Annotated in this window: 25 protein-coding genes; 10 read left to right on the plus strand and 15 right to left on the minus strand. The window is 70.9% G+C overall.

The genetic code is table 11. From position 1 onward, the window contains the following. The first annotated feature begins 144 nt into the window (after window positions 1–144). Window positions 145–1,143, plus strand: coding sequence for a 2,3,4,5-tetrahydropyridine-2,6-dicarboxylate N-succinyltransferase (gene dapD, locus OG210_RS25380; RefSeq protein ID WP_328325441.1), 999 nt, complete (start codon window positions 145–147; stop codon window positions 1,141–1,143). A 30-nt stretch (window positions 1,144–1,173) separates the two neighbouring features. On the opposite strand, the gene dapA is transcribed toward dapD, so the two are convergent. From dapA to OG210_RS25400, 4 genes are all read right to left on the minus strand, one after another. Further along, on the minus strand, window positions 1,174–2,067 hold the full coding sequence (gene dapA, locus OG210_RS25385) for a 4-hydroxy-tetrahydrodipicolinate synthase (protein ID WP_328325439.1): 894 nt from the start codon (window positions 2,065–2,067) through the stop codon (window positions 1,174–1,176). Between the two features lie 130 nt (window positions 2,068–2,197). Further along, a complete protein-coding gene (locus OG210_RS25390; protein WP_328325437.1) occupies window positions 2,198–2,797 on the minus strand; it encodes a hypothetical protein in 600 nt (199 codons plus the stop codon). Between the two features lie 154 nt (window positions 2,798–2,951). Continuing rightward, window positions 2,952–3,848, minus strand: coding sequence for a signal peptidase I (gene lepB, locus OG210_RS25395; RefSeq protein WP_371540484.1), 897 nt, complete (start codon window positions 3,846–3,848; stop codon window positions 2,952–2,954). 155 nt (window positions 3,849–4,003) lie between these two features. Continuing rightward, on the minus strand, window positions 4,004–5,848 hold the full coding sequence (locus OG210_RS25400) for an endonuclease/exonuclease/phosphatase family protein (RefSeq protein WP_328325433.1): 1,845 nt from the start codon (window positions 5,846–5,848) through the stop codon (window positions 4,004–4,006). A gap of 236 nt (window positions 5,849–6,084) precedes the next feature. Here OG210_RS25400 and OG210_RS25405 point away from each other — a divergent pair, with 236 nt between their 5' ends. Continuing rightward, window positions 6,085–7,575, plus strand: a complete 1,491-nt coding sequence (locus tag OG210_RS25405) for a hypothetical protein (RefSeq protein ID WP_328325431.1) — start codon at window positions 6,085–6,087, stop codon at window positions 7,573–7,575. Between the two features lie 29 nt (window positions 7,576–7,604). On the opposite strand, the gene OG210_RS25410 is transcribed toward OG210_RS25405, so the two are convergent. Beyond that, complete coding sequence (locus OG210_RS25410; RefSeq protein ID WP_328325429.1) at window positions 7,605–8,375, minus strand: SDR family oxidoreductase; 771 nt, start codon at window positions 8,373–8,375, stop codon at window positions 7,605–7,607. Window positions 8,376–8,480: 105 nt separating this feature from the next. Between OG210_RS25410 and OG210_RS25415 the strand changes: the two genes are divergently transcribed. From OG210_RS25415 to OG210_RS25425, 3 genes are all read left to right on the plus strand, one after another. Continuing rightward, window positions 8,481–8,711, plus strand: coding sequence for a CarD family transcriptional regulator (locus OG210_RS25415; RefSeq protein WP_164267523.1), 231 nt, complete (start codon window positions 8,481–8,483; stop codon window positions 8,709–8,711). A gap of 209 nt (window positions 8,712–8,920) precedes the next feature. Then, window positions 8,921–9,508, plus strand: coding sequence for a helix-turn-helix domain-containing protein (locus OG210_RS25420; RefSeq protein ID WP_328325427.1), 588 nt, complete (start codon window positions 8,921–8,923; stop codon window positions 9,506–9,508). A gap of 14 nt (window positions 9,509–9,522) precedes the next feature. Next, a complete protein-coding gene (locus tag OG210_RS25425; RefSeq protein WP_328335371.1) occupies window positions 9,523–9,804 on the plus strand; it encodes a DUF6011 domain-containing protein in 282 nt (93 codons plus the stop codon). Between the two features lie 62 nt (window positions 9,805–9,866). Here OG210_RS25425 and OG210_RS25430 read toward each other — a convergent pair whose 3' ends face one another. Together OG210_RS25430 and OG210_RS25435 are read right to left on the minus strand one after the other, a co-directional pair. After that, window positions 9,867–10,022, minus strand: coding sequence for a hypothetical protein (locus OG210_RS25430; RefSeq protein ID WP_328325425.1), 156 nt, complete (start codon window positions 10,020–10,022; stop codon window positions 9,867–9,869). Between the two features lie 187 nt (window positions 10,023–10,209). Next, on the minus strand, window positions 10,210–10,881 hold the full coding sequence (locus OG210_RS25435; protein WP_328325423.1) for a helix-turn-helix domain-containing protein: 672 nt from the start codon (window positions 10,879–10,881) through the stop codon (window positions 10,210–10,212). 88 nt (window positions 10,882–10,969) lie between these two features. Between OG210_RS25435 and OG210_RS25440 the strand changes: the two genes are divergently transcribed. Then, window positions 10,970–12,181 carry a pyridoxal phosphate-dependent aminotransferase gene (locus tag OG210_RS25440; RefSeq protein WP_328325421.1) on the plus strand — a complete coding sequence of 404 codons (1,212 nt, stop codon included), beginning with the start codon at window positions 10,970–10,972 and terminating at the stop codon, window positions 12,179–12,181. 9 nt (window positions 12,182–12,190) lie between these two features. Here the strand turns inward: OG210_RS25440 and OG210_RS25445 are convergent, their stop codons facing one another. From OG210_RS25445 to OG210_RS25475, 7 genes are all read right to left on the minus strand, one after another. Next, window positions 12,191–13,429 carry a TerD family protein gene (locus OG210_RS25445; protein ID WP_328325419.1) on the minus strand — a complete coding sequence of 413 codons (1,239 nt, stop codon included), beginning with the start codon at window positions 13,427–13,429 and terminating at the stop codon, window positions 12,191–12,193. Between the two features lie 147 nt (window positions 13,430–13,576). Beyond that, window positions 13,577–14,575, minus strand: a complete 999-nt coding sequence (locus tag OG210_RS25450) for a zinc-dependent alcohol dehydrogenase family protein (RefSeq protein ID WP_328325417.1) — start codon at window positions 14,573–14,575, stop codon at window positions 13,577–13,579. Beyond that, window positions 14,572–15,444 carry a carbohydrate ABC transporter permease gene (locus OG210_RS25455; RefSeq protein ID WP_328325415.1) on the minus strand — a complete coding sequence of 291 codons (873 nt, stop codon included), beginning with the start codon at window positions 15,442–15,444 and terminating at the stop codon, window positions 14,572–14,574. Before OG210_RS25455 ends, OG210_RS25450 begins: the two co-directional genes overlap by 4 nt. Further along, a complete protein-coding gene (locus tag OG210_RS25460; protein ID WP_328325413.1) occupies window positions 15,441–16,394 on the minus strand; it encodes a sugar ABC transporter permease in 954 nt (317 codons plus the stop codon). The genes OG210_RS25455 and OG210_RS25460 overlap by 4 nt, the downstream gene beginning before the upstream one ends. Further along, window positions 16,391–17,758, minus strand: coding sequence for a sugar ABC transporter substrate-binding protein (locus tag OG210_RS25465; RefSeq protein WP_328325411.1), 1,368 nt, complete (start codon window positions 17,756–17,758; stop codon window positions 16,391–16,393). The genes OG210_RS25460 and OG210_RS25465 overlap by 4 nt, the downstream gene beginning before the upstream one ends. 59 nt (window positions 17,759–17,817) lie before the next feature. After that, complete coding sequence (locus tag OG210_RS25470; protein ID WP_328335370.1) at window positions 17,818–18,579, minus strand: DeoR/GlpR family DNA-binding transcription regulator; 762 nt, start codon at window positions 18,577–18,579, stop codon at window positions 17,818–17,820. Window positions 18,580–18,824: 245 nt separating this feature from the next. Further along, on the minus strand, window positions 18,825–19,649 hold the full coding sequence (locus tag OG210_RS25475; RefSeq protein ID WP_328325409.1) for an NAD(P)-dependent oxidoreductase: 825 nt from the start codon (window positions 19,647–19,649) through the stop codon (window positions 18,825–18,827). A gap of 318 nt (window positions 19,650–19,967) precedes the next feature. On the opposite strand from OG210_RS25475, the gene OG210_RS25480 reads away from it, so the two are divergent. From OG210_RS25480 to OG210_RS25490, 3 genes are all read left to right on the plus strand, one after another. Further along, a complete protein-coding gene (locus OG210_RS25480) occupies window positions 19,968–20,921 on the plus strand; it encodes a 5-dehydro-4-deoxyglucarate dehydratase (RefSeq protein WP_371538817.1) in 954 nt (317 codons plus the stop codon). Further along, on the plus strand, window positions 20,918–22,081 hold the full coding sequence (locus tag OG210_RS25485) for a hypothetical protein (protein ID WP_371538820.1): 1,164 nt from the start codon (window positions 20,918–20,920) through the stop codon (window positions 22,079–22,081). Before OG210_RS25480 ends, OG210_RS25485 begins: the two co-directional genes overlap by 4 nt. A gap of 334 nt (window positions 22,082–22,415) precedes the next feature. Beyond that, complete coding sequence (locus tag OG210_RS25490; protein ID WP_328325403.1) at window positions 22,416–23,459, plus strand: serine hydrolase; 1,044 nt, start codon at window positions 22,416–22,418, stop codon at window positions 23,457–23,459. 192 nt (window positions 23,460–23,651) lie between these two features. Here the strand turns inward: OG210_RS25490 and OG210_RS25495 are convergent, their stop codons facing one another. Continuing rightward, window positions 23,652–24,710 (minus strand): aldo/keto reductase, encoded by a 1,059-nt coding sequence (locus OG210_RS25495; protein ID WP_328325401.1) that lies wholly within the window; start codon window positions 24,708–24,710, stop codon window positions 23,652–23,654. Between the two features lie 124 nt (window positions 24,711–24,834). Here OG210_RS25495 and OG210_RS25500 point away from each other — a divergent pair, with 124 nt between their 5' ends. Next, window positions 24,835–25,785 carry an AraC family transcriptional regulator gene (locus tag OG210_RS25500; RefSeq protein ID WP_328325398.1) on the plus strand — a complete coding sequence of 317 codons (951 nt, stop codon included), beginning with the start codon at window positions 24,835–24,837 and terminating at the stop codon, window positions 25,783–25,785. Window positions 25,786–25,788 lie beyond the last annotated feature (3 nt).

Here is a 25,788-nt window from a genome sequence, read left to right on the forward strand (position 1 = left end):
CCCGGTACCCGGTTGTCCGTCCCCGTTCGTGCCCCCTGTGCGGGCTCATGGTGCCACAGTGAGTTCCCGGCGGGAACTCGGTGGATACGGCCGACCGCTGAGACCGGTTCGCCCGTGCGGCGCCCGGCCGGTTAGGTTTTGGTCATGACCGACACGCTCTCGCAGACCCCTGCCCGCTCCACCGGCGCCGTGGCCGCCGGACTTGCCACGATCGCCGCCGACGGCACTGTTCTCGACACCTGGTTCCCCGCGCCCGGACTCGCCGCCGAGCCCGGCCCCGCGGGCACCGAGCGGCTCTCCGCCGAGCGCGCGGCGGAGCTGCTGGGCGAGGCCGCCCCGAAGGCCGTGGGCCCCGACCCGCGCCGCGGCGTCGAGGTCGTCGCCGTCCGTACGGTCATCGCCTCGCTCGACGACAAGCCGCTGGACACGCACGACTTGTATCTTCGGCTGCACCTGCTCTCGCACCGGCTGGTCCAGCCGCACGGCCAGAGCCTGGACGGGATGTTCGGCCTGCTCGCCAACGTCGCCTGGACCTCGCTCGGCCCGGTCGCCGTGGACGACATCGAGAAGGTGCGGCTGAACGCCCGCGCCGAGGGCCTGCACCTCCAGGTCACCTCGGTCGACAAGTTCCCGCGGATGACGGACTACGTGGCGCCCAAGGGCGTCCGGATCGCCGACGCCGACCGGGTCCGCCTCGGCGCGCACCTCGCCGAGGGCACGACCGTCATGCACGAGGGCTTCGTCAACTTCAACGCGGGCACGCTCGGCACCTCCATGGTCGAGGGCCGGATCTCCGCGGGCGTCGTGGTCGGCAACGGCTCCGACGTCGGCGGCGGCGCCTCCACCATGGGCACCCTCTCCGGGGGTGGCAACGTCCGGATCACCATCGGAGAGCGCTGCCTGGTCGGCGCGGAGGCGGGCGTCGGGATCGCGCTCGGCGACGAGTGCGTCGTCGAGGCCGGGCTCTACGTCACCGCGGGGACCCGGATCACGATGCCCGACGGGCAGGTCGTCAAGGCCCGTGAGCTGTCCGGCGCCTCGAACATCCTCTTCCGCCGCAACTCGGTCACCGGCACGGTGGAGGCCCGCCCGAACAACGCGGTCTGGGGCGGCCTCAACGAGATCCTGCACAGCCACAACTGAGGCTGTCCCCGCCGCCGTCCGGTGCCGGTCTCATCCGGCGGCGGGCAGCTCCGCGTACGCCCTGCGCAGCCCGTCGACCGCATCGCGGCCGGCGGGCTGCAGTGGTTCACGTACCGGTCCGGCCGGCAGCCCGGCCGTGCCGAGCAGGGTCTTCGCGGTCACCGTGCCCGGCAGGCCGGACGCCATCATCAGTTCCACCAGCGGGGTGTTGAGCCGGTTGAGCCGTGCGGCCTCGGCGGGGTCCGGCTCGTCGTACGCGTCGAGCACCGCCCGCAGCTGTCGCGGGGCCACGTTCGCGACCGTACTGACGAAGCCCGATCCGCCCACCGCGTACAGCGGGAGGTTCAGCTCCTCGCAGCCGGAGTAGTAGGCAAGACCGGTACGGGAGATGACCTTGGTGGAGCCCAGCAGGTCGTACGCGCAGTCCTTCACCGCCGCGATGCGCGGGTGCCCGGACAGCCTCAGCAGCGCCCCGGTCCCGATCCGGGTACCGGTGCGGCCGGGGATGTCGTAGAGCATCACCGGCAGGCCGGTGGCGTCGGCGACCGTGCGGAAGTGGGCTTCGACGGCGTCCTGCGGAGGGCGGCTGTAGTACGGCGTCACCACCAGCAGGCCGTCCGCGCCCGCGCCCTCGGCCGACCGCGCCAGCTCGACGGTGTGCCGGGTCGAGGCGCTGCCCACTCCCGCCACGATGTGCGCCCGGTCGCCGACGGCCTCGGCGACCGCCCGTACCAGCGCGGTCTTCTCGGCATCGGTTGTGGTCGGGGACTCTCCGGTGGTGCCGCTGAGGACGAGCCCGTCACACCCCGCACCGACCAGATGCGCGGCGAGCCGCTGCGCGCCCTCCAGGTCGAGCTCACCGGCAGCGGTGAACGGCGTGATCATTGCGCAGAGTGCACGCCCGAAGGGCTGCGAAGGGGTCATGACGGCAGTCTCGCCTCAGCGGAGAGTGAAGGTCCACTTAGTTCTGCTTCGAGTGAGCGCGAAGCAGAACTGAACAGTGGTGGCGGTGCCCGAGCCTGCGCACCGGATCGTGCGCGGGATCAGCGGCGGATCAGTAGCCCGAGCCGCTGCTGGCGCTGCTCGACGGGCTGGCGCTGCTCGAAGGCGAGCTGCTGGACTTCGCCTGGGTGGTGATCTTCTTGCCGTCGGGGCCGATGACGAACCACTTGGCGCCGAACTGGGTGAGGCCCTGGCCGTTCATCTGGCCGGGCGTGCGGTCGCCCAGGAAGGTGTAGAGCGGGTGGCCCTTGTAGGTGACCTGCTTGCCGCCCCCGCTCCGGACCGAGGTGCTGAGCAGCTTGTCCTGCACCCCGCTCGCCGCGGTCGGCTTGTTGGTGACCAGCAGCGGCGGCCACGCCTTGGCGCAGGAACCCGAGCAGGTCGACGTGCTGGTCTTGTCCGCCTCGAAGACGTAGAGCGTCCGGCCCTTCCCGGTGACGAGGATCTTGCCCAGCGAGGTGTCCTTGACCATGATCGTCCGCAGCCCGGTCGAGGTCGTCGGGCTGCTCGACGCCGTCATGCTGCTGGTCGGCGAGGATCCGGCCCCGGGGTCCTGGGACTTCGATCCGCTCGGGCTGGAACAACCGCTCACCGCCGCGGCGAAAAGGCCAACCGCAGCTACGGCGGCCGCTGTACTGATGCTGCTCCTCATTGGAGGCTCCTCCGGTCGGCCGCCGGGCGGCGGCGCTGGTGGCCGGCCCCGAGCGGGCCGCCGGATCCACTCGACCGCGAGTCCCGGCGGCGGGCCACCTGGACAGAGCCGTCCGGAGTACAGAGCCGGAATGCGAGGCGGCCGCCGCCGACCCCTACGAGGCGTCCGGAGCGCCCGCCCGGCGGGTCTGCTGCGGGGCGCGCCTGCGCCTGCGCCAGAGCACCAGCGGCACGGCGCCCAGCAGGCCGGCCGCCGCGGGGGCCGAGGTCGCGGCGGCGCTGAGGCCCGACTGGCCGAAGGTGGCGGGGACCGGCAGATTGTTCAGCCGGTTGAGCGGCCAGGCGATGACCTCGGCGCGCCCCACGACGTCCTTCACCGGGACGGAGCCGCCGCCCTTCTTGTCCTGGTGGTAGCGGGAGTCGGCCGAGTACTGCCGGTGGTCGCCCATGACCCAGATGTGGTCCTTGGGCACCTTGATCTTGAACTGGCCCTGCGGGTCCGTACTGCACGCGGTGTTGCCTGGGAAGACGTACGGCTCCTTCAGAGCCTTGCCGTTCACCTTCACCGGGCCCGTGCCCTTGCACTCCACGGTGTCGCCGCCGACCCCGATGACCCGCTTGATCAGATCCTTCTCGTTGGCGGACGGCATCAGCCCGATGTAGCTCAGCCCCTTCTGGACCGGGTTGGGCTTGCTGACCGGCTCGTCCGCCAGCCAGCCGTCCGGGTCGTGGAAGACGACGACCTCGCCGCGGTGCGGCTCCGCGCCGAACCACGGGGTCAGCTTGTCCACCAGCACGCGGTCGCCGGTCTGCAGCGTGTTCTGCATGGAGTCCGACGGGATGGAGAACGCCTGCAGCAGGAACGTCTTGATCAGCAGCGCGAGCACCAGCGCGATGACGACGAGCAGCGGCAGCTCCTTCCAGAAGGAACGCTGCGTGCTCCTGGTGGTCCTGCCGCGCCCCGAGTCCCGCGCGTCCGACGCGTCGCTCTCCTGGCCTGACTCCGTGCCGACCGTCACATCCCCCACCCTCACTGCGTCCGGGAGCTGGATAATTCCACCCAGATCTTCGCACGCATCCCGTTCCACCCGGCTCACGTCCTTATCCCGGGCACATCCAGGACCGGCGGGCGGGGCGGCCCGGAACAGAGCCGGGGCTCCGGGCGGAGGTGGGGTACGGCACCCCCCCGGAGCCCCGGCCGGTCGCGCTACGGACGGAAGCGCAGCACGCTCGGGTCGTGGTCGCTGTTCTGGTCGGCGAACTCGGCGTTGATGTGGACGATGTCCAGCTGGTACTTCCGTACCGACGGGCTCACCAGGATCTGGTCGAGGATCTGCGAGTTGCCCTCGTACACATAGGAGTACCGCTCGTTCGCGGGCAGCGAGTACGCGGTCGCCGACAGCGCCTTCCCGTCGGTGAGGATCTTCGCGGTGTCGGAGAACTCGAAGTCGTTGAGGTCGCCGAGCACCACGACCTCGGCGTCCGGCTGCACCGAACGGATCTTCTTCACGAACGTGTTCACGGCCTTGGCCTGTTCGTGCCGGGCCGTCTCCGAGCTGCGCGCCGGGGGCTGGTACTGCGAGTCGATGGCCTGGTCGCCGCCCTTCGACGCGAAGTGGTTGGCGACCAGGAAGACCTTCCGACCGCGGAACGTGAACTCCCCGGCGAGCGGCTTGCGGCTGTTCTTCCAGGCGGGGTTGGCCGGGTCGACGCGGCCGGGGGAGTAGGTCAGCGTGGCCTTGCCGCCCTGGGACACGACAACGGTGGCGCTGGTGGCCGTACCGCCCGCGCGGTCGGTGAAGCCGACGCGGTCCGGGTTGTAGAGGAAGCCCTGGCGGATGTTGCCGCCGGGCTCGCCGCCGTCCGCCAGGTCCACCGGATCGATGGAGCGCCACTGGTAGCGCGGGCCGCCCGCCGCGACGATCGCGTCGATGAACTTGCCGACCGTGACATCGGATGCCACCACGCCGTCGTTCTTGGCGCCGTCGTTGTCCTGGATCTCCTCGATGGCCACGATGTCGGGCGACGAGAGATGGTCCACGACCCCGGCCGCCAGCTTGTCGAACTTGCTCTGCGGGTCCGTCGGGTCCAGGTTCTCCACGTTGTACGTGGCGACGGCCAGCTCGTCCTTCTTCTGCTTGCGGGTGACCTCCGGCTTGGTCCGGCCCGCTCTGACGGTGCCGAGCTGCCGGGCGGCCACGGTGTACGTACCGGCGAACTGGTTGTAGTCCAGCGGGCCTTCGGTCGTACCGGTCAGCGAGTCACCGACATTCGCCACCGGGAACGCCCCGGCGGTGGCGGGGGCCAGTGACTGGACCATCAGCCGTCCGGTGTTCTGCGAGGTGTATCCGTTGTAGAGGGTGCCGCCGCGCGGGGTCGGGCGCTCGCCCGGCTTCACGGTGACCCACAGCTCCCGGTAGGCGTCGGTCGCGCCGGTGACCCGTGAGGTGCCGATCCGGACGTTCATGCCCTCCAGGGACTCGTAGCGGTCGAGGGCGTACTTGTCCGGACGCAGGGTGAGGCCGTTGATGCTGCCGCCGGCCGCCTTGTCGCCCGCCGGGGCGAAAGTGCCGGGCACGTCATGGGAGTTGATGACGGTCGCGGCGGGCAGCGGGTTGCCCGAGGAGACGACGGTCACGGCCGGCTTGCCTATCTCGGTGACCGACTGGTTCCCGGAGGACGCGCCGCCGGGTATGTACTCGTCGACCGTGCCGGAGACCGTGACCGCGTCGCCCACGGCGACGGTCGGCGCGGAGCCGGTGAAGACGAAGACGCCCTCGCTGGTCGCGGGGTCGGCGTCCGGGTGCGGGTCCTGGAACCAGAAGCCCCTGGAACCGGACGTCCGCACACCGGTCACGATTCCGGGCACATCGGTGACCGCCTTCCCGGCCAGCGGGGAGAGGCGGGTGCTGCCCTGGATGTCGTGGATCCTGACCCCGGCCGCACCGGCCGACGCGGGGGTGACGGCGAGCAGACCGGCGGCCAGCGCGGCCGTGACCACGGCGGTGACGGCGGCCGGCTTTGCGAGCGGGAAAGCGGGAAGAGCGCGCATCTACAGAACTCCGGAGGTGAGGGTGGAGTGGACCGTGGGGCTACGTTCTGCGTTCTACGCGCGTCAATCTCTTGTGTGGGACGGGGAGTTGTCAAGGGTCCACTGGTGGACGGAGGCTGACGGGTACATGAACCAGGTTGCATGCGTCGAAATGCGTCTACGCTGGGTCGCTCGAACCGTATGCCCGAAGACCGTGCCCTCTCGCCGGCCGGTTTCAGCCCCGAGGAGAACCACCGATGTCCGGAGACCGCCCCACCCTGCCGCCGGTGCGGCTGAACTCCGAAGCGGAACTCGCACGTGACGCGCTGGCCGCACCCCTCCTCACCCGGGCGGTCCGGCTGGCGCGCTGGGCCGGGCCCGATACGCGCGTCGGCGCGGGCGGCGAGCTGGTCGACGAGCAGCTGCCCGCGGCCGCCGCGGAGCTGGGGCTCGGCGCGGACGAGGACGGCGCGGCCCTCGCGAGCGAGGCGTGGCGGCTCGCCGTCGACACCGGGCTCGTCGACGTCATGGATGCCGAGGACGCAGAGGACGGAGAGGGCAGCGAGGACGGCGAGGACGCCGAGGGCACGGCGGCCCCCGGCGAGAACCTGGCGCTGATCACCTCGGGCAGCCCCCAGGAGATCCTGGCGCTCTGGCTGGACGGTCTGGAGACCGTGCATGCCGACGCCATCGCCCCGCAGTTCGACGACTTCGCCGACCTGGTGGGCGACGACGGCGAGATCGACTTCGGGAAGCTGGAGTGGGACCCCGAGGCGGAGGCCGAGTTCCTCGACGGCGTGCTGGGCAACCTCTATCTGCTCACCGTGACGGAGACCGGGGCCCAGGACGCCCCGGTGCCGCTCCCCGCGCTGGCCGCCTCGATGATCGTCCCCGACGACATGGGCGAGCCGACGGACGACGTACTGGAGCAGGTGTCGGAGGCGATGATGCGCCTGGACGACCAGTTCAGCCTGCTCGAACCGATCGGCCTGGTCGAGTACCACCCGGTCGACGAGGCCCTGATGGCCGAAGAGGCGGAGTACGCGGAGGGGCAGGGAGGCCCGGAGCGGCCGGTGGACGACGAGGACGTCTCCCGGTACGGCATGGTGCGGCTCACCCCGCTCGGTCTGTACGGGATCCGGGCCCGGATGCTGGACGCGGGCATCGACGCGCCCGCCGTCGGCGAGCTCGCGGACAAGGACGCGGGCGCCCTGCTCGACGCCCTCGTGAACTACCCGGAGGGAGCCGCCCGCGCCGAGACCGTGCTCTGGCTCAACGGCCGCGAACCGGCCGCCGCATCGAAGGAGTTGCTGTCCGCCGCACGGGGCGTGGACCGGGGCGCGCCGCTGCGCAGGCTGCACTGCCAGCAGGCGCTCTCGCTGGTGGCCGACGACGCGGCGGAGCACGAGGTCCGCGAGGTGCTCGACGACGCGCAGCTCGGTGGGCTCGCCCGGGTCTGGCTCGCCGAGCGGGGCGCGGCGGACGTGCCCGCGCCTCCGGAGTCGATGATCTTCTGGCTGGCGATCGACACGCTGGCCGCGCAGCTGGACGCGGACGGCGAGGTCGAGGAGCTGCAGGGGCTCGTGGAGGGGCTGACCGGACAGCACAGCGGCTTCTTCGATGCGGCCTGGCGCGTGGAGCACCCGGCGACGGCCGAGGTGCTGGAGGCGATGGGGCGGCTGCACCCCGACCGCAAGGCGGCGAAGGACGCCCGCAAGGCGGCTTTCAAGGCCAGGTCGCGGGCCTGAGCCCCGGCTTCGACCGGCCGGCCGGCCGCCTAAGTCCGCAGGTACGATGCCCCGTTGAGGTCGAGCACCGTACCCGACGACCACTCCGCGGCCGGTGAGGCCAGCCACAGCACCGCGGCCGCGATCTCGTCGGGCGACGCCACCCGGCCGAACGGCGACTGTGCCCGGATCGCCTCGCCCTCGGCGCCGCTCAGCCGGTCCGCCACCCGCTCCGTCTCGAAGAAACCGGGGGCGACCGACGCGACCCCGATTCCGTACGGGGCGAGCGAGACGGCCAGCGACTGGCCGAGCGCGTGTACGGCCGCCTTGGTCGCGCCGTACGCCGGGTGGTCGGGCTCGCCGCGGAACGCCCCCCGCGAGCCGATGTTGACGATTCGGCCGCCGTTCCCCGCGTCGATCATGCGGCGTCCGGCGAGATGGCTGACCTGCGCGGTGGCGAGCAGATTGACGGCGACATGCTGCTGCCAGACGGCCACCCACTCCTCGTACGGAGTCCCGGGCAGCGAGTGGGGGCCGCGCATCACGGCGGCGTTGTTCACCAGTACGTCGATGCCGCCGAGCCCGTCGGCCGCGCGCCCGGTGACTTCCGCGGCCACCGCCGGGTCCGACAGGTCGCCGCCGACCAGGACATGGCCGGAGCCCGGAAGCGCCGCGAGCGTGTGCCGGGCGTCGTCCTCCCTGGTCCCGTAGTGCACCGCCACCCGGTCCCCGTTGGCGGCGAAAGCGTGGGCGGCGGCGCGGCCGAGGCCGCGTGAGGCACCGGTGATGAGCACACGACGGCCGGTTGCTGGGAATTCCATCCCCTGATCATCGCAGGCAAAATCCTTGCGCGGAATCCGTGCCCCAGGGCCGTGCGGCGGGACAGACATGGCGTGAGGAGGTCTCGCGGGCGCATACTGAAGGCAATGACTAAGTCAGCCGGATCCCGGCGCCACCTGCCCTCCAGTCCCTTCAACCGCCCGGCCCAAGCCGCCGCACCCATCGAGATCTTCGATGTCGGCGACCGTGTTTCGCATGATCAGTTCGGGCTCGGAAGAGTCATCGGAATCGAGGGCGACAATGACGCTGTGCTCATCGACTTCTCCGGGCGTCAGGGGAGGATTCTCAGCCCTTACGCCAAGCTGACCAAGCTCTGAGTCCGGCGAGGACAGGTCAGCCAGGTCGGTCAGGGAACGGCCGCCGGCCCCCGGGTACGAGGGCGGCGTGAGGTGACCCGGTGAGATGCCGGGTCACCGTTCCGTATGGGGCCACCGGGACGGAGCGCTCCGGTGTGGCGGGCGACATTGACGCCGGTCCCGGCGATCGCGACCATGAAGCAGGCAGTGGCGATCGCAAGGAGCATCTGATGCCGAAGCCGATGCGGGCCGATGCGCGCCGCAATTACGAACGTCTCCTGAAGGAGGCGGCCCTGGCTTTCGCCGAGCGCGGGGTGGACGCATCGCTGGACGACATCGCGAAGCGCGCGGGCGTCGGCTCGGGCACGCTCTACCGCCACTTCCCCACACGGCAGGACCTCCTCGAAGGGGTCTATGTCGACAGCATCGACGAACTCGCGGAACAAGCGGTCGAGTTCGGCGCGTCGGCGCGAGCGCCGGGCGAGGCGCTGGCCGACTGGCTGCAGAAGCTGGCGGAGCAGATGATCCACCTTCGCGGCCTCAAGACGCTGCTCGGTGCGGCGATGGCCGACGGCAGTACGCCGGTGATCTCGGACTGCAGCGGCCGGCTCATGGACGCGGCGGCCGACCTGCTCACGGCCGCGCAGAAGGCCGGTGCGGCGCGCGCCGACCTGGAGACCGCGGAGATGCTGCGGCTCACGCACGCGGTGGCCACGGCGGCCGAGCTCGGTGCGGGCGGACCGCCCGATGTGCGCCGCTATCTGTCGCTGATGATCGAGGGGATCGGCGGCGGGGACCCGCGGGTGATGTCCCGGTGAGCCGGATCGGCCCCATGGGCGGGGAAGCGCCCGGGGCGCCGCCGGAACTGCCCGGGGTCACGGACGGAGCGGGTGAGGGGCCGGGGACGGCGGACGGGGCCGGATCGGAGGGCCGGACAGTGCTGTGCCGGATGTGCGGCAGGCCACTGACGGGTCTGGCCTCACGGCGCACCGGGCTCGGTCCGGCCTGTGACGCGAAACTGCATCCGGCGGGGCCGGACATCCGGACCCGTCGGCACGGGGTCGATCAGGATCCGATTCCAGGCCTGGACCGGGGCACCGGTCTGTCCGCCTGAGTGGCTGGACCTGAGTCGTTGGACCTGAGTCGTTGGGCCTGGGGGAGGCTGGACCAGCGGCTCTAGGCCGCGGGCTCGATGCCGCCCTGTATCGCGGCGGCCCACTCCAGCAGCAGGACCTCGTAGTCCTCCGAAGGCCACTCGCCGTCCGTCTTCTGGGCATCGACGAACCTGCGGATGGCGTCGTTGGCCTGGGAGGCAGAAGGGGTGGTGGGCATACGAACAAGGCTACGGCCTGCCACTGACAGTTAACCCTCATCTGCGCGTGGTATCGGTCACGTGTTCCGGGAAAGGGCGTGTTGTCCGTCACTGGTACCGGCCAGTAGGGTGTTCGGCGGCCTTAACGCGCCTTTATGGGGACGGAGTTCGGACCTGCGGGGTTGCCTCCTGGTGGTGCGACGCGGGTCACTTCTGGGCCTCCGCGGGCGCCCCGGCCGGTGCCCCGTGCGGCGCGCCGTGCAGTGTTCCGTGTTGCGCTCCGTGCGGCAGGGTTTCGAGCTGCGCGCGGCCGTCCCGGATCGCGTGGCCGAGCGGGAGGCTGCCGTCGGCGACGGCGATACAGGTATCGGCGTCCAGGGTGAGCCGGGCATCGGGGCGCTCGGCGGGGCCGTCGCCGTAGAGCGGCTCGCCGCCGTCGGTGCGGACGTGGAAGACACCCTCGTCCATCCGGACCTCGACCACGCCGGGGCCGAGCCCCGCCAGGTGCCGGGCCAGCGGAATGGCGAACCAGTGCGCGCGCAGGGCGTCCGTCGGCCGCCGCTCGGCCAGCGCGGGGATGCCCCAGTCGGCCAGCGCGGTGAGAACGGGCAGCAGCGCGGCCCCCCGCGCGGTGAGCTCGTACACGGACGCGGGTGCGGGCGGCGGCAGCCTGCGCCGGGTCGCCAGTCCCTCGCGCTCCATGTCCTTGAGCCGTGAGGCGAGCACGTCGGTGCTGACGCCCGGCAGGTCGGCGTGAAGGTCGGTGTAGCGGCGCGGGCCCGCCAGGAGTTCGCGGACGATCAGCAGGGTCCAGCGGTCTCCGACGGCGTCGAGCGCGCGGGCGGCGGCGCAGTACTGGTCGTAACTTCGGCGTGGCATGCACCGCAGTCTAGACAGAAAGTTGGACTTTCCAAGCTGCTACTTGGTAAAACCAAGTGAAGCAAGTGAGACCTGGGAGGGCCACGGCATGGAGTTCCGCCAGTCGAACAAGTTGAGTGAGGTCTGCTACGAGATCCGGGGCCCGGTGATCGACCAGGCCAACGCGCTGGAGGAGGCCGGGCACAGTGTGCTGCGCCTGAACACCGGTAACCCGGCGCTCTTCGGTTTCGAGGCGCCCGAGGAGATCGTCCAGGACATGATCAGGATGCTGCCCCGGGCGCACGGCTACACGGACTCGCGCGGCATCCTCTCCGCGCGGCGCGCCGTGGCCCAGCGCTACCAGGCACTCGGGCTGCCGGATGTCACCGTCGACGACGTCTTCCTCGGCAACGGGGTCTCCGAACTCATCTCGATGGCGGTCCAGGCACTCCTGGAGGACGGGGACGAGATCCTCATCCCGGCGCCCGACTTCCCGCTCTGGACGGCCGTCACCACGCTGGCCGGCGGGCGGGCGGTGCACTATCTGTGCGACGAGTCGGCGGACTGGTACCCGGACCTCGACGACATGGCCTCGAAGATCACCGACCGCACCAAGGCCGTGGTGATCATCAACCCCAACAACCCCACCGGCGCGGTGTATCCGCGCGAGCTCGTCGAGGGCATCCTCGATCTCGCCCGCCGCCACGGCCTGATGGTCTTCGCCGACGAGATCTACGACCAGATCGTCTACGACGACGCCGTCCACCACACGGCCGCCGCCCTCGCACCCGACCTGGTCGTCCTCACCTTCAGTGGTCTGTCCAAGTCGTACCGCGTCGCGGGCTTCCGGTCCGGCTGGCTGGTCGTCACCGGGCCCAAACAGCACGCGAAGAGCTATCTGGAGGGGCTGATGATGCTCGCCTCCATGCGGCTGTGCGCCAATGCCCCCGCCCAGTACGCCATCCAGGCCGCACTGGGCGGCCGCCAGTCCATCAGGGATCTGACGGCGCCGGGCGGCCGCCTGCACGAGCAGCGCGACAGGGCGTGGGAGAAGCTCAACGAGATCCCGGGCGTCTCCTGTGTGAAGCCGAAGGGCGCGCTCTACGCGTTCCCCCGGCTCGACCCGAAGGTCCACCGGATCCACGACGACGAGAAGTTCGTCCTTGACCTGCTGCTCCGCGAGAAGATCCAGGTGGTGCAGGGCACCGGCTTCAACTGGCCGCGTCCCGACCACTTCCGGATCCTGACGCTGCCGCACGCCGACGACCTGGACGCGGCGATCAGCCGGATCGGCCGCTTCCTGGCCGGATACCGCCAGTGACGACAGGCCTCACAGGGCCTTGGCCGCCGGCTTGACCATGCCCCGGACGGTACGGGACTTCACGAAGTCGCCCACCGCCGTCATCTCCCACTCGCCCGAGAACTGCCTGATCAGCTTGGCCATCAGCACCCCGGTCTGCGGCTCGGCGCCGGTCAGGTCGAACCGCACCAGTTCCTCCCCGCTCGCCGCGTCGATCAGCCGGCAGTACGCCTTGGCCACCTCGGTGAACTTCTGGCCGGTGAAGGAGTTGACCGTGAAGAACAGGGCGGTGGCCTCGGCGGGGATCCGGCCGAGGTCGACCACGATCACCTCGTCGTCGCCCGCGCCCTCGCCCGTGAGGTTGTCGCCGGAGTGCTTGACCGCGCCGTCGAGGATCGAGAGCTTGCCGAAGTAGCAGCTGTCGATGTGGTTGCGCTGCGGGCCGAAGGCCATGACCGAGGCGTCGAGGTCGATGTCCTTGCCACGGAAGGCGGGCTCCCAGCCGAGGCCCATCTTCACCCGGGACAGCAGCGGCTTGCCGCCCTTGACCAGCGAGACCGTCTGGTTCTTCTGGAGGCTGACCCGGCCCTTGTCCAGGTTGATCCGTCCGGTGCCGACGGGCGGGGCGGCGGGCGGGGCCGGCGGTGCGGCGGGGGGCGCCGCGGGAGCCGCGACGGCGACCCGGGGGTCCACCGGCGGCGCGGCCGGCATCGGCGGGGCCGCCACCGGGGCTGCGGCGGGGACAGTCGCGGCCGCGGGTGCGGCCGGCTCCTCGACCGACACGCCGAAGTCCGTCGCGATACCGGCCAGGCCGTTCGCGTACCCCTGGCCCACGGCACGCACCTTCCACGCGCCGTTGCGGAGGTAGATCTCCACGATCACCAGCGCGGTCTCGGTGCCGAGCCGGGGCGGGGTGAAGGACGCCAGCACGCTGCCGTCGTCCGTGGAGCGGACGGTGGCCGTCGGCTCGATGCCCTGGAACGTCTGGCCCGCCGCGTCCGGGCTCGCGGTGATCACGATCTTCTCGATGCCCGCGGGGACGGCGGCCGTGTTCACCACGATCGCGTCCGGCGCCGAGCCCCCGCCGGAGCGGTGGCTGACGCCGGGGCCCGACGGCTGGTTGTAGAAGATGAAGTCGTCGTCCGAGCGCACCTTGCCGCCGGCGGTGAGCAGCAGGCCCGACACGTCGAGCCGCACCGGAGCTGACACGTCCACCGCGACGCGGGAGATCGGAAGCGGGATATTCGAGCCTGGGGTCATTGCGGTCATGTCCGGAGGAACGAGCGGCAGGGCTTTACGGTTCCTTGAATCTTTTCCCGGCTCCTCACAGGTTCTCCGCCGGCCTTCCCCGGCTCCCGGACGCCCCTCCGGCCGGTCCCGCCACTCCCTTATGCTGCTGCTTCCCCGGGCGCCGAGTCACTTCCCCGGCAGCACCACGATCTTCCGGCCGATGCCCGCCTTGAAGCGGTCCAGCGCCGCCGGATAGCTCTCCAGCGGGAGCCGGTCGCTGATGAAGACAGACGGGTCGAGCGCCCCGGCGGCGAACAGCTCGGCCGCCCGCTCGTAGCTGTGCAGCACCGCCATCGAACCGGTGATCGTGATCTCCTGGTTGTAGATCCGGTACGGGTCGATCGTCGCCCGGGTCGCGTAGTCGGCGACACCGAACTGCAGATACGTCCCGGCCTTCGCCACCCGCCCCAGACCGTCCTGGATCGCGGCCGCGTTGCCGGTCGCGTCGATGACCACGTCCCAGCCCCGCCCGGCCCGGTCCAGCTCGTCCGCACCGCCGGCCGCGGCCGAGCAGCCCAGAGCGCGGGCGGTGGTGAGCCGTTCCTCGTTGATGTCGACCATGTCCACGCTGGCCGCGCCGGTCCGCTTGGCGAGCTCCAGCATCATCAGCCCCATCGTCCCCGAGCCGTAGATCAGCACATGCGAGCCGAGCCGGCTGTTCAGCACGTCGTAGCCGCGTACCGCGCAGGACAGCGGTTCGATCAGGGCCGCGTCCTCGGTCCGTACCTGGTCGGGCAGCTTCACGCAGTTGGCGGCGGGCGCCACCGCGTACTCGGCGGCGCCGCCCGCGGTGGTCACCCCGATCGCGGCCCACTTCTCGCACATGTTGTTGTGGCCGAGACGGCAGTAGCGGCACTCGAAGCAGTACAGGGACGGGTCGACGGCCACCCGGTCGCCCGCGGCCAGCGAGGTGACATCGGAGCCCAGCGCCACGACCGTGCCCGCGAACTCATGGCCTGGCACCACCGGAAGGGTGGGCGCGAACTCGCCCTGGAGGATGTGCAGATCGGTGCCGCACAGCCCGCACGCGGCCACTTCGACGATCACGTCGCGGGGCCCGGGGGTGGGGTCCGGCACCTCCCCGTACCCGACCTTGCCGACGGCTTCGATGATGGCGGCCTTCATTTCACGGCTCCCAGCGAAAGGCCCTGGACCAGCTTGTCCTGGGCGGCGAACCCCGCGGCGAGCACCGGCAGGGAGACGACGAGCGACGCGGCGCACACCTTCGCCAGGAACAGGCCCTGGCTGGTGATGAAGCCGGTCAGGAAGACGGGCGCGGTCTCGGCGACGACACCCGTGAGCACCCGGGCGAAGAGCAGTTCGTTCCAGCTGAAGATGAAGCAGATCAGCGCGGTGGCGGCGATTCCGGGCGCGGAGATCGGGGCGACGATCCGGGTGAGGATCACCGGCAGCCTGGCGCCGTCCACCCGCGCCGCCTCGATGACCGCCACCGGTACCTCGGCCAGGAAGGACTGCATCATCCACACCGCGATCGGCAGGTTCATCGAGGTGTAGAGGATGACCAGCATCCAGATGTTGTCGAGCATCCCGGTGTTCTTGGCGAACAGATAGACCGGCAGCAGCCCGGCGACCACCGGGAGCATCTTCGTGGAGAGGAAGAAGAACAGGACGTCCGTCCACTTCTTCACCGGCCGGATGGAGAGCGCGTACGCGGCGGGCAGCGCCAGCACCAGCACACACAGCGTCGAGACGACCGATGCCACGGCCGAGTTGGCGAGCGCGGGCCAGGGGCTCGCACCGCCGCCCGCACCGAAGAAGTCGCGGTAGCCGTCCAGGGTGAGCGAGGCGGCGAGCGACGGCGGGTTGGTGGCCGCGTCGGTCTCCGCGTGGAAGGAGGTAAGCGCCATCCACGCGATCGGCAGGAAGAAGAGGATCCCGGCCAGCCAGGCCGTCAGGCCGAGCAGCGCACCCCCGGTACGGGCGGCGCTCCGGGGCGCCGCCGTGTCCGCGGACTTCGTGAATACGGACTTCATGCGCGTGATGCCTCCTCGCTGAAGAGGGACGAGACCACGCGGAGCGCGAAGGTCGCGATGATGATCGTGCCGATGACGACCAGGACCCCGGCGGCGGACGCGAGACCGTTCTCGTGCGCCTGGTAGAAGGCCTGGTAGACGGTGTACGGAAGGTTCGCGGTGCCCAGGCCGCCCGAGGTGATGGTGAAGACGGCGTCGAAGTTCTGCACGATGTAGATCGAGCCGAGCAGTGCGCCGAGTTCCAGATAGCGCCGCAGATGGGGCAGCGTCAGATGGCGGAAGATCTGCCAGCTGCCCGCCCCGTCGATCCGCGCCGCCTCGATCAGCTCCGGTGAGCGGCTCTGCAGGCCGGCCAGCAGGATCAGCATCATGAACGGCGTCCACTGCCAGATCAGCGCCGCCTCGACCGCGAGCAGCGGGGTGTTCGACACCCAGTCGGGCTGCGGCGCGCTCCCGCCGCCCACCCAGTGCAGCAGCCCGTTGAAGAGCCCGTACTCCGGGTTGTAGAGCACATGCTTCCAGAGCAGCGCGGCCGCCACCGGGACCAGCAGGAACGGCGCGATCAGCAGCGTACGGACGAACCCCCGGCCCTTGAAGCGGCGGTCGAGCAGCAGCGCGAGGACGAGTCCGAGCACCAGGCTGACGAGCACTACAGCGACCGTCAGCAGCACCGTGGTGAGGACCGACTTGCGCAGGTCCGGGTCGGTGAGTACATCGGAGTAGTTGGCGAAACCGGTGAAGTGCCGGGCCTTCGGATAGAGCGCGTTCCAGTTGAAGAAGGAGATCACCACGGTTGCCACGAAGGGCAGTTGGGTGACCACGATCATGAAGATCAGAGCCGGCAGCAGCGGGGCCCGGGTGGCCCAGGCGCGCAGCCGGCTGCCCGGTGGCGCGGTGGGACTGTGCGGGGACGCCGCGCGGGGCGCGGCCGGAGCAGTGGTCGCTGTCATCGTCCCTCGTACTCCTTCGCGATCTTCGCGGCGAGCCGCTGGGATGCGGCGATGGCCGAATCGACGGACTTGCGCCCGGCGATGGCGGCGCTGATCTCCTGGGAGACCTTGGTGCCGAGGTCGGTGAACTCGGGGATGCCGACGAACTGGATACCGGGCGCGGGCCGCGGCTGCACCCCCGGGTTGCCGGGCTTGGCACTCCGGATGGCGTTGAGCGTGACGTCCCCGAAGGCGGCGGACGCCTTGCGGTAGGACGGGTCGGCGTAGGTGGACGCGCGCTTCCCGGCCGGCGCGTCGGACCAGCCGGTCTCCTTGCCGACGAGTTGCTCGTACTGCTTGCCCGACGCCCAGGAGATGAACTTCCAGGCCTTGTCGGGGTTGCGGGAGGTCTTCTGGATGCCCCAGGCCCAGGTGTAGAGCCACCCGGAGTTGTCCGTCTTCTCGACCGGTGCGGGTGCGTAGCCGATCTTGCCCTTGACCGGGGACTTGGCCGACTCCAGTGACCCGGCGGCGGAGGTCGCGTCGTACCACATGGCGGTCTTGGACTGGGTGAGGTCGTTGAGGCACTCGGCGAACCCGGACTGCGCGGCCCCGGACTCGCCGTGCTCACGGACCAGCTCGACGTAGAAGTTGACGGCCTGTTTGAAGGCGGGGGAGTCGAGTCTGGCCTTCCAGTTCTTGTCGAACCAGGTGCCGCCGAAGGTGTTGACCACCGTGGTCAGCGGTGCGATCAGCTCGCCCCAGCCGGGCAGGCCGCGCAGGCAGATGCCCTTCATCCCCGGCTTCGCGCCGTCCGCCGCGGCGGCGAGCGCGGCGACCTGCTGCCAGGTGGGGTGGGCCGGCATGGTCAGATGCTTCTGCGCGAAGACGTCCTTGCGGTACATCAGCATGGACGACTCGCCGTAGAAGGGCTCGCCGTAGAGCTTCTTGTCGTCCCCGGTGAGTGACTCGCGCAGCGCGGGCAGGATGTCCTTCTGGTCGAACGCGGTGTCCTTGGCCGTGTACGGACCGAGATCGTGCAGCCAGCCGTTCCTGGCGTAGATCGGGATCTCGTAGTTGGACAGCGTCGCGACGTCGTACTGGCCCGCCTGGTTGGCGAAGTCCTGGCTGATCTTGTCGCGTACGTCGTTCTCGGGCAGCACGGTGAAGTTCACCCTGATGCCCGTCTGACGGGTGAAGTGGGCCGCGGTGAGCTTCTGCAACTCCGTCATCTGCGGGTTGTTGACCATCAGCACATTGATCGAGTCCCCGCCGGACCCGCTTCCTCCGGCGCCGGTCCAGCAGCCGGACAGGCTGATGAGCAGCGCCCCCGATGCGGCCTGCGCGAGCAGTGCGCGCGGCCTCCGTCGGCTCGGGCTTCGCATGGATCGCTCCTCGGGTGGGGTTGGGGGCTCGGACCGGCCGGCCGTGGGGAGAGGAGGGCTCAGACCCGGATGACCTGCGGTCCCAGCAGGGAGTAGCGGTGCGCCTCGGGTGCGGGCAGCAGGGTGCTGGTGACGATGGTTTCGAAGTCGGTCACCTGGGCGAACCGGCAGAAGCTCGACGCACCGAACTTGGTGTGGTTCCCGGCGAACACCCGGCGCCTGGCGGCCCTGACCGCCTGCGCCTTGACCTCGCCGACCGCCGGGTCGGGGGTGGTCAGACCGTGTTCGCGGGAGATCCCGTTGGCACCGATGAAGGCCAGGTCGATGACGAACCCGGACAGCATCCGGGTCGTCCAGTGGTCGACGGTGGCCAGGGTGCCCGAGCGCAGCCGGCCGCCGAGCAGCAGCACCGTCGTCCGCTCGGCGAGCGCCAGTGCCCCCGCCGTCACCAGGGAAGCGGTGACCACGGTCAGCGGGCGGTCGTGCGGCAGGCACTCGGCGATCAGCTGCGGAGTGAACCCCTCGTCGATGAAGACCGTTTCGGCGTCGCCGAGCAGCTGGGCCGCCGCCTCGGCGATCCGCCGCTTCTCCGGTACGTGCATCGTCGTCCGGAAGTCCAGCGTGGTCTCGAAGCCGGCGCTCTCCACCGGGTAGGCGCCGCCGTGCGTACGCCGGACCAGTCCGTGGTCCTCCAGCGCGCGCAGATCGCGGCGCACGGTCTCCTTGGCCACGCCGAGCCGCGCGGACAGCTCGGTGACATCGACCGAGCCCGCTTGCCGGGCGGACCGGATGATCTCCCTCCGGCGCTGCTCCGCGCTCACTGACACTGGGCCTCCTCGGATTCCACTTGCTGTGTGGAGAGTTGTACAGCCGCCCGGATGGTGTGAACAGGGCAGGAACGGGCTTGATCATGCCCGTTTCTGCCCGTTTCCGGGGACGGCGGCACCGCCCCCACCTGGGGCGGTGTGCCCGTCCGGGCATGGCAAAGGCCCGTCCGGCGTGCCGGACGGGCCCGTTCGCTGCCCGGATGCGGGCGCCCGATGTGCGGTGGGCCGGTGCGGGCCGGTCAGCGCGGCCAGATCGGCGGGTCGGTGAGGAACGGTCCGCCGAGGTGGGAGTGGGCCGGGTTCGCCGGGTCGAGCTCGCCCTGTTCGGCGATGAGCTTGGCCGCGTACGGCTCGGAGTCGTCCTGCGGCTCGTACCCCAGCGCCCGCGCCGACGAGAGGTCCCACCAGATACGGGTGTTGGCCGAAGAGCCGTAGACCACCGAGTGTCCGACCCCGTCGGCGGTCAGGGCCGCGTGGAAGAGCCGTGCGCCGTCCCGCGGGCTCATCCAGACCGAGAGCATCCGTACGGACGTCGGCTCGGCGAAGCAGGAACCGATCCGTACGGACACGGTCTGCTGGCCGAACTTGTCCCAGTACAGCTGGGCCAGATCCTCCCCGAAGCACTTGGAGAGGCCGTAGTACGTGTCCGGCCTGCGCGGGGTGTCGATCGGGATCAACGTGCCCGGGGCAGCCGGGACTTGGGCCCCCGGGCTCGGGGTGTAGCCCACCGCGTGGTTGGACGAGGCGAAGACGATCCGTCCGGTGCCCGCCTCGCGGGCCGCCTCGTAGAGGTTGTACGTGCCCTCGATGTTGGCCCGGAGGATCTTGTCGAAGGACGACTCCAGGGAGATGCCGGCGAGATGGATGACGGCGTCGACTCCCCGCACCGCCTCGCGCAGCGCCTCCTTGTCGGCCAGGTCCGCGGTGATCGCCGCGGGTTCGCCCTCGACCGGCACGGCGTCGAGGAGGCGCAGCTCATAGCCGTACGCGGGCAGCAGGCCCCGCATCAGGGTGCCGAGGCCTCCGGCGGCTCCGGTGAGCAGGATGGTGCGGGGAGCGGGCATGAGCGGGTCTCTCCTCGGTGAATCGGAGCCGGCCGGCCGCGATGACGGGACGGACCGGCCGACCGCGACGACACACATGGTGCGCGTGTCTCTCGCGTGTCCATGGATGGATGACATTCACATGTATGGACAAGCTAAGGAGCCCCGCGAGCCCCGTCAAGTGTCGCGCGGGGCTGCGGATTCTGCTTCTGTGGTGGCGTTTCTCGTCTTGACCGGCCCGGCTGTGCTGGCTTAGCGTGGCGATGTTCAGAAATATAGACACTGATCAGAATTGTGCACGAACGGAACTGTGCACGACTGGATGCCCAGGGAGCGCCCGTGTCCTCAGCCCCGCTCGCCGGCCGACTTGATGGTCTGCTGTTCTTCCCCGTGACCGCGTACGGGCCGGACGGCGCCGTCGATCTCGATGCCTTCCGCGCGCATGTGCGCAGCGGCATCGACTCCGGCGCGGCCGCGGTCTTCGCCTGCTGCGGCACGGGCGAGTTCCACGCGCTCGGCCCTGAGGAGTTCGGCGCGGTCGTCGCCGCCGCGGTCGAGGTGAGCGCGGGCCGGGTGCCCGTCGTCGCCGGCGCGGGATACGGCACCGCGCTCGCTGTCCAGTTCGCGAGGACCGCGCAGGAGGCGGGCGCCGACGGGCTCCTCGCCATGCCGCCGTACCTCGTCACGGCAGGCCAGGACGGTCTGATCCGCCACTACACGGCGCTCGCGGCGGCGACCGCGCTCGACGTCATCGTCTACCAGCGCGACAACGCGGTGTTCACGCCCGAGACGGTCGTGGCCCTCGCCCAGGTCGACGGGATCATCGGGCTCAAGGACGGGTACGGCGACCTCGATCTGATGCAGCGCATCATCAGCGCGGTCCGCACCGAGCTGCCCGGCCGGGACTTCCTCTACTTCAACGGGCTGCCCACCGCCGAACTCACCGCGCTCTCCTACCGCGCCATCGGTGTCACGCTCTACTCGTCGGCGGTCTTCTGCTTCGCCCCGGACATCGCGCTCGCCTTCTACCGCGCACTGCGCTCCGGCGACGACGCGACAGCGAACCGGCTCCTCGACGCCTTCTACCGGCCGCTCGTCGAACTGCGCAACCAGCGGCGCGGGTACGCGGTGTCGCTGATCAAGGCCGGCGTACGGCTCGCCGGCCTTGACGTCGGCGAGGTCCGTCCGCCGCTCGGTGAGCCGTCCCCCGAGCACATCGCACAGCTCGCCGCCATCACCGAGCGGGGCCGCGGGGCACTGGCCGCCCCGGCGGGTCCGGGGGAGCCGGCGTGAAGACCTCGGCCTTCCTCTACCCCTGGGACGTCGTCGGCGACCCGGAAGCCCCGGCGCGCATCGCGGACCTCGGCGTCCAGCAGGTCACCCTCGCCTCCGCCTACCACTCGACCCGCGCCCTGACACCGCGTCACCCCCGGCACCGGATCGTCACCGCGGGGCACGCGTCCGTCCTCTATCCGCCGTCCCCGGAGCGGTGGGCCGGGCGGGAGCTGCGCCCGTACCCCGCGGGGTCCTGGGCCCCCACCCCCGATCCGTACGGAGAGGCCGCAGCCGCCCTGGCCGCCGCAGGCCTGGAGGTCCACACCTGGGTGGTCCTGGCGCACAACTCCCGTCTGGGCACCGAGCACCCCGGCACTTCGGTGGTCAACGCGTACGGGGACCGCTACCCCTGGGCACCCTGCATCGCCCAGCCCGCCACCCGCGCCTACCTCACCGAGCTGGCCGCGGAGGCCGCGGTGCGCCCCGGGGCGCTCGGCACCGAACTGGAATCGCTCGGCTGGTACGGACTCGCCCATCTGCACGCCCACGACAAGATCGCCGGAGTGGGGCTCGGCGACGCGGGCCAGTACCTGATGTCGCTCTGCTTCTGCCCGGCCTGCGCGGAGGGGTACGGCGGACTCGGCCTGGACGCCGATGAGTTGAGCGCATCCGTACGCCGGGCGCTGGAGCCGGGGTGGTCCACCGGATCCTCCGACGCGGGCAGCTCCGCGATCGGGAAGCTGCTCGGGGCCGGTACCGCGGCCGCCGTGCTCCAGTGGCGTACCCGGACCGCCCGGACGCTCCAGGAGCAGGTGGTCGCCGCGGTACGGGCCGCGGCGCCTCCGGGCTTCCAGGTGCTGCTGCACGCCGACCCGGCCGCCCACCACTGCGGGGCGAACGCGGGCGTCGACCCCGAGCACATCCTCGGCGTCGCCGACGGGGTGGTCGTGCCCTGCACCGGCGGCCCCGCCCTGCTGGCCCCCTTCGCCGTGCACCGCACCGACCGCACGGTGCTCGCGGCCAACCTCACCGTCGTCTCCGGCATGGGCGGCAGCCCGGCCACCCTGGCGGAGGACGCGGCCCGCGCCGCCGGGCTCGGCGCGACCGAACTGCGGCTGTACCACGCGGGGCTGGCGTCCGACGCCGATCTCACGCTCGTACGGGCCGCGCTGTCCTGACCTCCGGGACGGCCGGCCGGACCGCCGGACGGGGTCGACAAACGGGGTCGACGGACGGGCCGACAAAACGGTTCGGAAGCACAGGAGTTGGCAGGCGGCGCGGGATGGGCGGGCGCCCGGCGGCTCCGTAGCCCAGGGGTATCGGCCGGGCACCGCGCGCGAGCAACCCCACAGGCCCCACCAGCCTCCTGCGCAACATCTCCACAGAGGTGAACCTCGTTACCGGGCTATGACAAAGACAGCTTGACAGTCGCTGACAGTACGCAAGTAGGTTCGATATGCACTGATGTTTCTCCTACATACCGGCGTCCCCACGCCGGAAGAAGGGACGCCCATGGGTTCCCACGCCCGCCCCAACCGGATCCACCGCACCGGGGTCCGGATCGCGATGGTCGCACTGGTCGGAGCCGCGTTGCCGCTCGCCGCCGGCGGTCTGGCCGAGGCGGCCACCCCCGGTGCCACGCACTCCGCCGACGACAACGGCGCGCAGGGCAGCGAGGCCACCACCACTCCGGCCGGCCAGAACCAGAACGCTCAGACGCAGCAGCCCCAGGCCGCCGATGCCCAGCACGCTGTCAGGGCCCAGTCCGGTCCCCAGATCAGCGCCGATCACGCCTTCCTGCTGGATGCCCGCGACGGCAGCCAGGAGCGGGAGATGTGGGCGGGGTCGAAGGCTGACGAGAGTGTGCCGATGGCCAGCACCACCAAGATCATGACGGCGCTGGTGGTGCTCAGGCACCCGGAGTGGCTGAACCACCAGATCACGGTGAAGCAGGACTACCGGGACTACGTCCAGAAGGTCGGCGGGAGCACCGCTGACCTCCAGACCGGTGACACGCTGACCGTCGAGCAGTTGCTGCACGCCATGCTGGTCCCGTCCGGTGACGACGCGGCAATGGCTCTGGCCGACAACCTCGGCGTCGGGGCCACCCAGGACGCACGGATCGCGGACTTCGTGAGCCAGATGAACGCCCAGGCGCAGGAAATGGGCCTGACCGGCACGCACTTCGACACCTTCGACGGTGTCTCGCACGGCAACAACCACAGCACCGCCCGCGACCTGGCCAAGCTCGGCCAGCGTGCCATGCTGCAGCCGGTGTTCGTCAATGTGGTGAAGGACAAGCAGTTCAAGACGGAGGCCCCGGCGGCCAACGGTCACACCCGGTACTACACCTGGAACACCACCAACGAGCTGCTGGGCACGTACGACGGTGCTCTGGGTGTCAAGACGGGCAGCGGCCCGGAGGACGGCTACTGCCTCGTCTTCGCGGCCAAGCGGGACAACCGCACCCTGGTCGGCGCGATCCTCAAGGACGACACCGACAAGGCCCGGTTCGACGACGCCACCAAGATGCTCGACTGGGGCTTCGCCCACTGAGCAGGCAGCGCCCCCGCCACTGAACGTGCACCGCGTGCACCATGCGGGATGCCTCCAGGCCCCCGCCCCCGCCCCCTTCGGCGGATGAGCGGGGGCCTTCCGTGTTCCGTACGGCGGGGTCTGTCGCGGCGGGCCGCCGACCGCCGCACCCCGGCCGGGCGGGCCGGACCCCGCGGGCCGGACCAAGGGCCGCTACCGGCGGCGGCGCAGCCTCGCGTCCTCGATCGCGGGGGGTGCGGCCGCGTAGTTGTCCGCCGGGTCGAGGTCGGTTCCCGGCGGGACGATCTCGTCGATCCGGTCGAGGATCCCGTCCGGCAACTCGATGTCCGACAGCTCGGTACCGGGGTGCCGGGTCCCGGCACCGTGGAGAAGCCCGTCCAGCTGTTCCTGAGTGCGGGGACCGATCAGTACGGTGGAGACCGCCGGATGCGCGCGTACGAAGGCGATCGCGAGCTGCGGCAGCGTCAGCCCCGCCTCCTCCGCGAGCACCGTGAGCCGGGCGAGCGCGGCGGCCTTCAGCGCACCGGTCGGAGTGGACGTGTCGTAGTGCGACGGGAAGACGGACGACATCAGCCTGGCCCGGTGAGTCGACGGGAGGTCCGCCCGCCCGGAGAGCCAGCCGCTGTTCAGCGGACTGAAGGTGAGCACACCCAGTCCGTGGCGTTGCGCCGTCGGGAGCACGGCGGCCTCCGGCCCACGGGTGAAGAGGGAGTACATGGGCTGCTCGGTCAGGAACCGGTGGGAGCCGCGCCGCTCCGCCGTCCACTGGGCCTCGACCGTCATCTCCGCCGCGAACATGGACGATCCGAACGCCCTGATCTTGCCTGCCTGTACGAGGTCGGTCAGCGCGGAGAGCGTCTCGCCGATCTCGGTCCCGTGGTCGGGCCGGTGGATCTGGTACAGGTCGATCCAGTCGGTGCCGAGCCTGCGGAGGCTGTCCTCGACCGCGCGTACGATCCACCGCCGTGAGCCGCCCCGCTGGTTGGGGTCCTCGCCCATGGGCCGCCCGAACTTCGTCGCGATGACCAGGCCGTCCCGGCGGCCCTTGACGGCTTTGCCGACGATCTCCTCGGACTCGCCCCTGGAGTAGACGTCGGCGGTGTCGATGACATTGATCCCGGCGTCGAGCGCGCTGTGGATGATACGGATCGCGTCCTCGTGGTCCGCGTTGCCCAGGCTCCCGAACATCATCGCGCCGAGTGCGATCTCGCTGACGGATATTCCGGTCGACCCGAGGGTCCTGCGCTTCATTACGTCGTGCCTCCGGTGCTTCGTGCTGCAGATTCCTGCCAGCTCACCACGCCGGCCCGCTCGCCCGGTAGACAGATCCTGCCGCCCGCTTGCACGATCCTGCCGACCTTGCTCCAATGCCGCCATGACAGACGCGGCAGCACCACCCGGGCCGGCGGCGCGGGCGGCGGAACTCCTCGGCGAACTGCGCACGCTGATCGTGCGCCACGCGGGCGGCGGCCCGCAGCTGAAGACGGAGATCCTGGACGGCGTGGCCATCACCTGCGCGCACCGGCCCACCCTCCCGGTGAGCGCGATGGCGGAGCCGTCGCTCGCGATCGTCGGCCAGGGCGTCAAGCGCACGATCCTGAACGGCGTGCCCTACGACTACCGGGCGGGGCAGTACCTCGTCGTGTCGGTCGACCTGCCGGTGGCCGGCCAGGCACTCGAAGCCCGCGAGGACGAACCCTTCGCCGTCTTCAGCATGAAGCTGGACCCGGCGGCGATCGCACCGCTGCTCCTGGAGACCGGCGACACCACGAAGCCGCCCGGCTTCTCCGGCCTCGCGGTCAGCGACGCGACGCCCGAGCTGCTCGATCCGGTCGTCCGGCTGCTGCGCCTGCTGGGCCGCCCGGACGACCTCCGGGTGCTCGCACCCGGCATCGAACGGGAGATCCTGTGGCGGCTCATCACCGGTGACCAGGGCGCGCTGGTCCGCCAGATCGGCCTGGCCAACAGCAGCATCGCGCACATCTCCCGCACGATCCGCTGGATCCGCCGGCACTACGACGAACCGCTGCGCATCGTGGACCTCGCCGAGCTGGCCGGCATGAGCCCGTCGGCCTTCCACCGGCACTTCCGCTCCGCGACCTCGATGACCCCGATCCAGTTCCAGAAGCAGATCCGGCTGCGGGAGGCGCGCGCCCTGCTCCTGACGGGACCGGTGGACGTGGCGGACATCGGCCACCGCGTGGGCTACGGCAGCCCGTCCCAGTTCAGCCGCGAGTACCGCAAGGCGTTCGGCGCCCCGCCCGGCCGGGACGCGGCCCGGCACACGGAAAACGGCCCACGACGGGACGCGGCGAGCCCGGCGTGATCC

This window comes from Streptomyces sp. NBC_00466, from assembly GCF_041433995.1.
Lineage (GTDB): Bacteria > Actinomycetota > Actinomycetes > Streptomycetales > Streptomycetaceae > Streptomyces.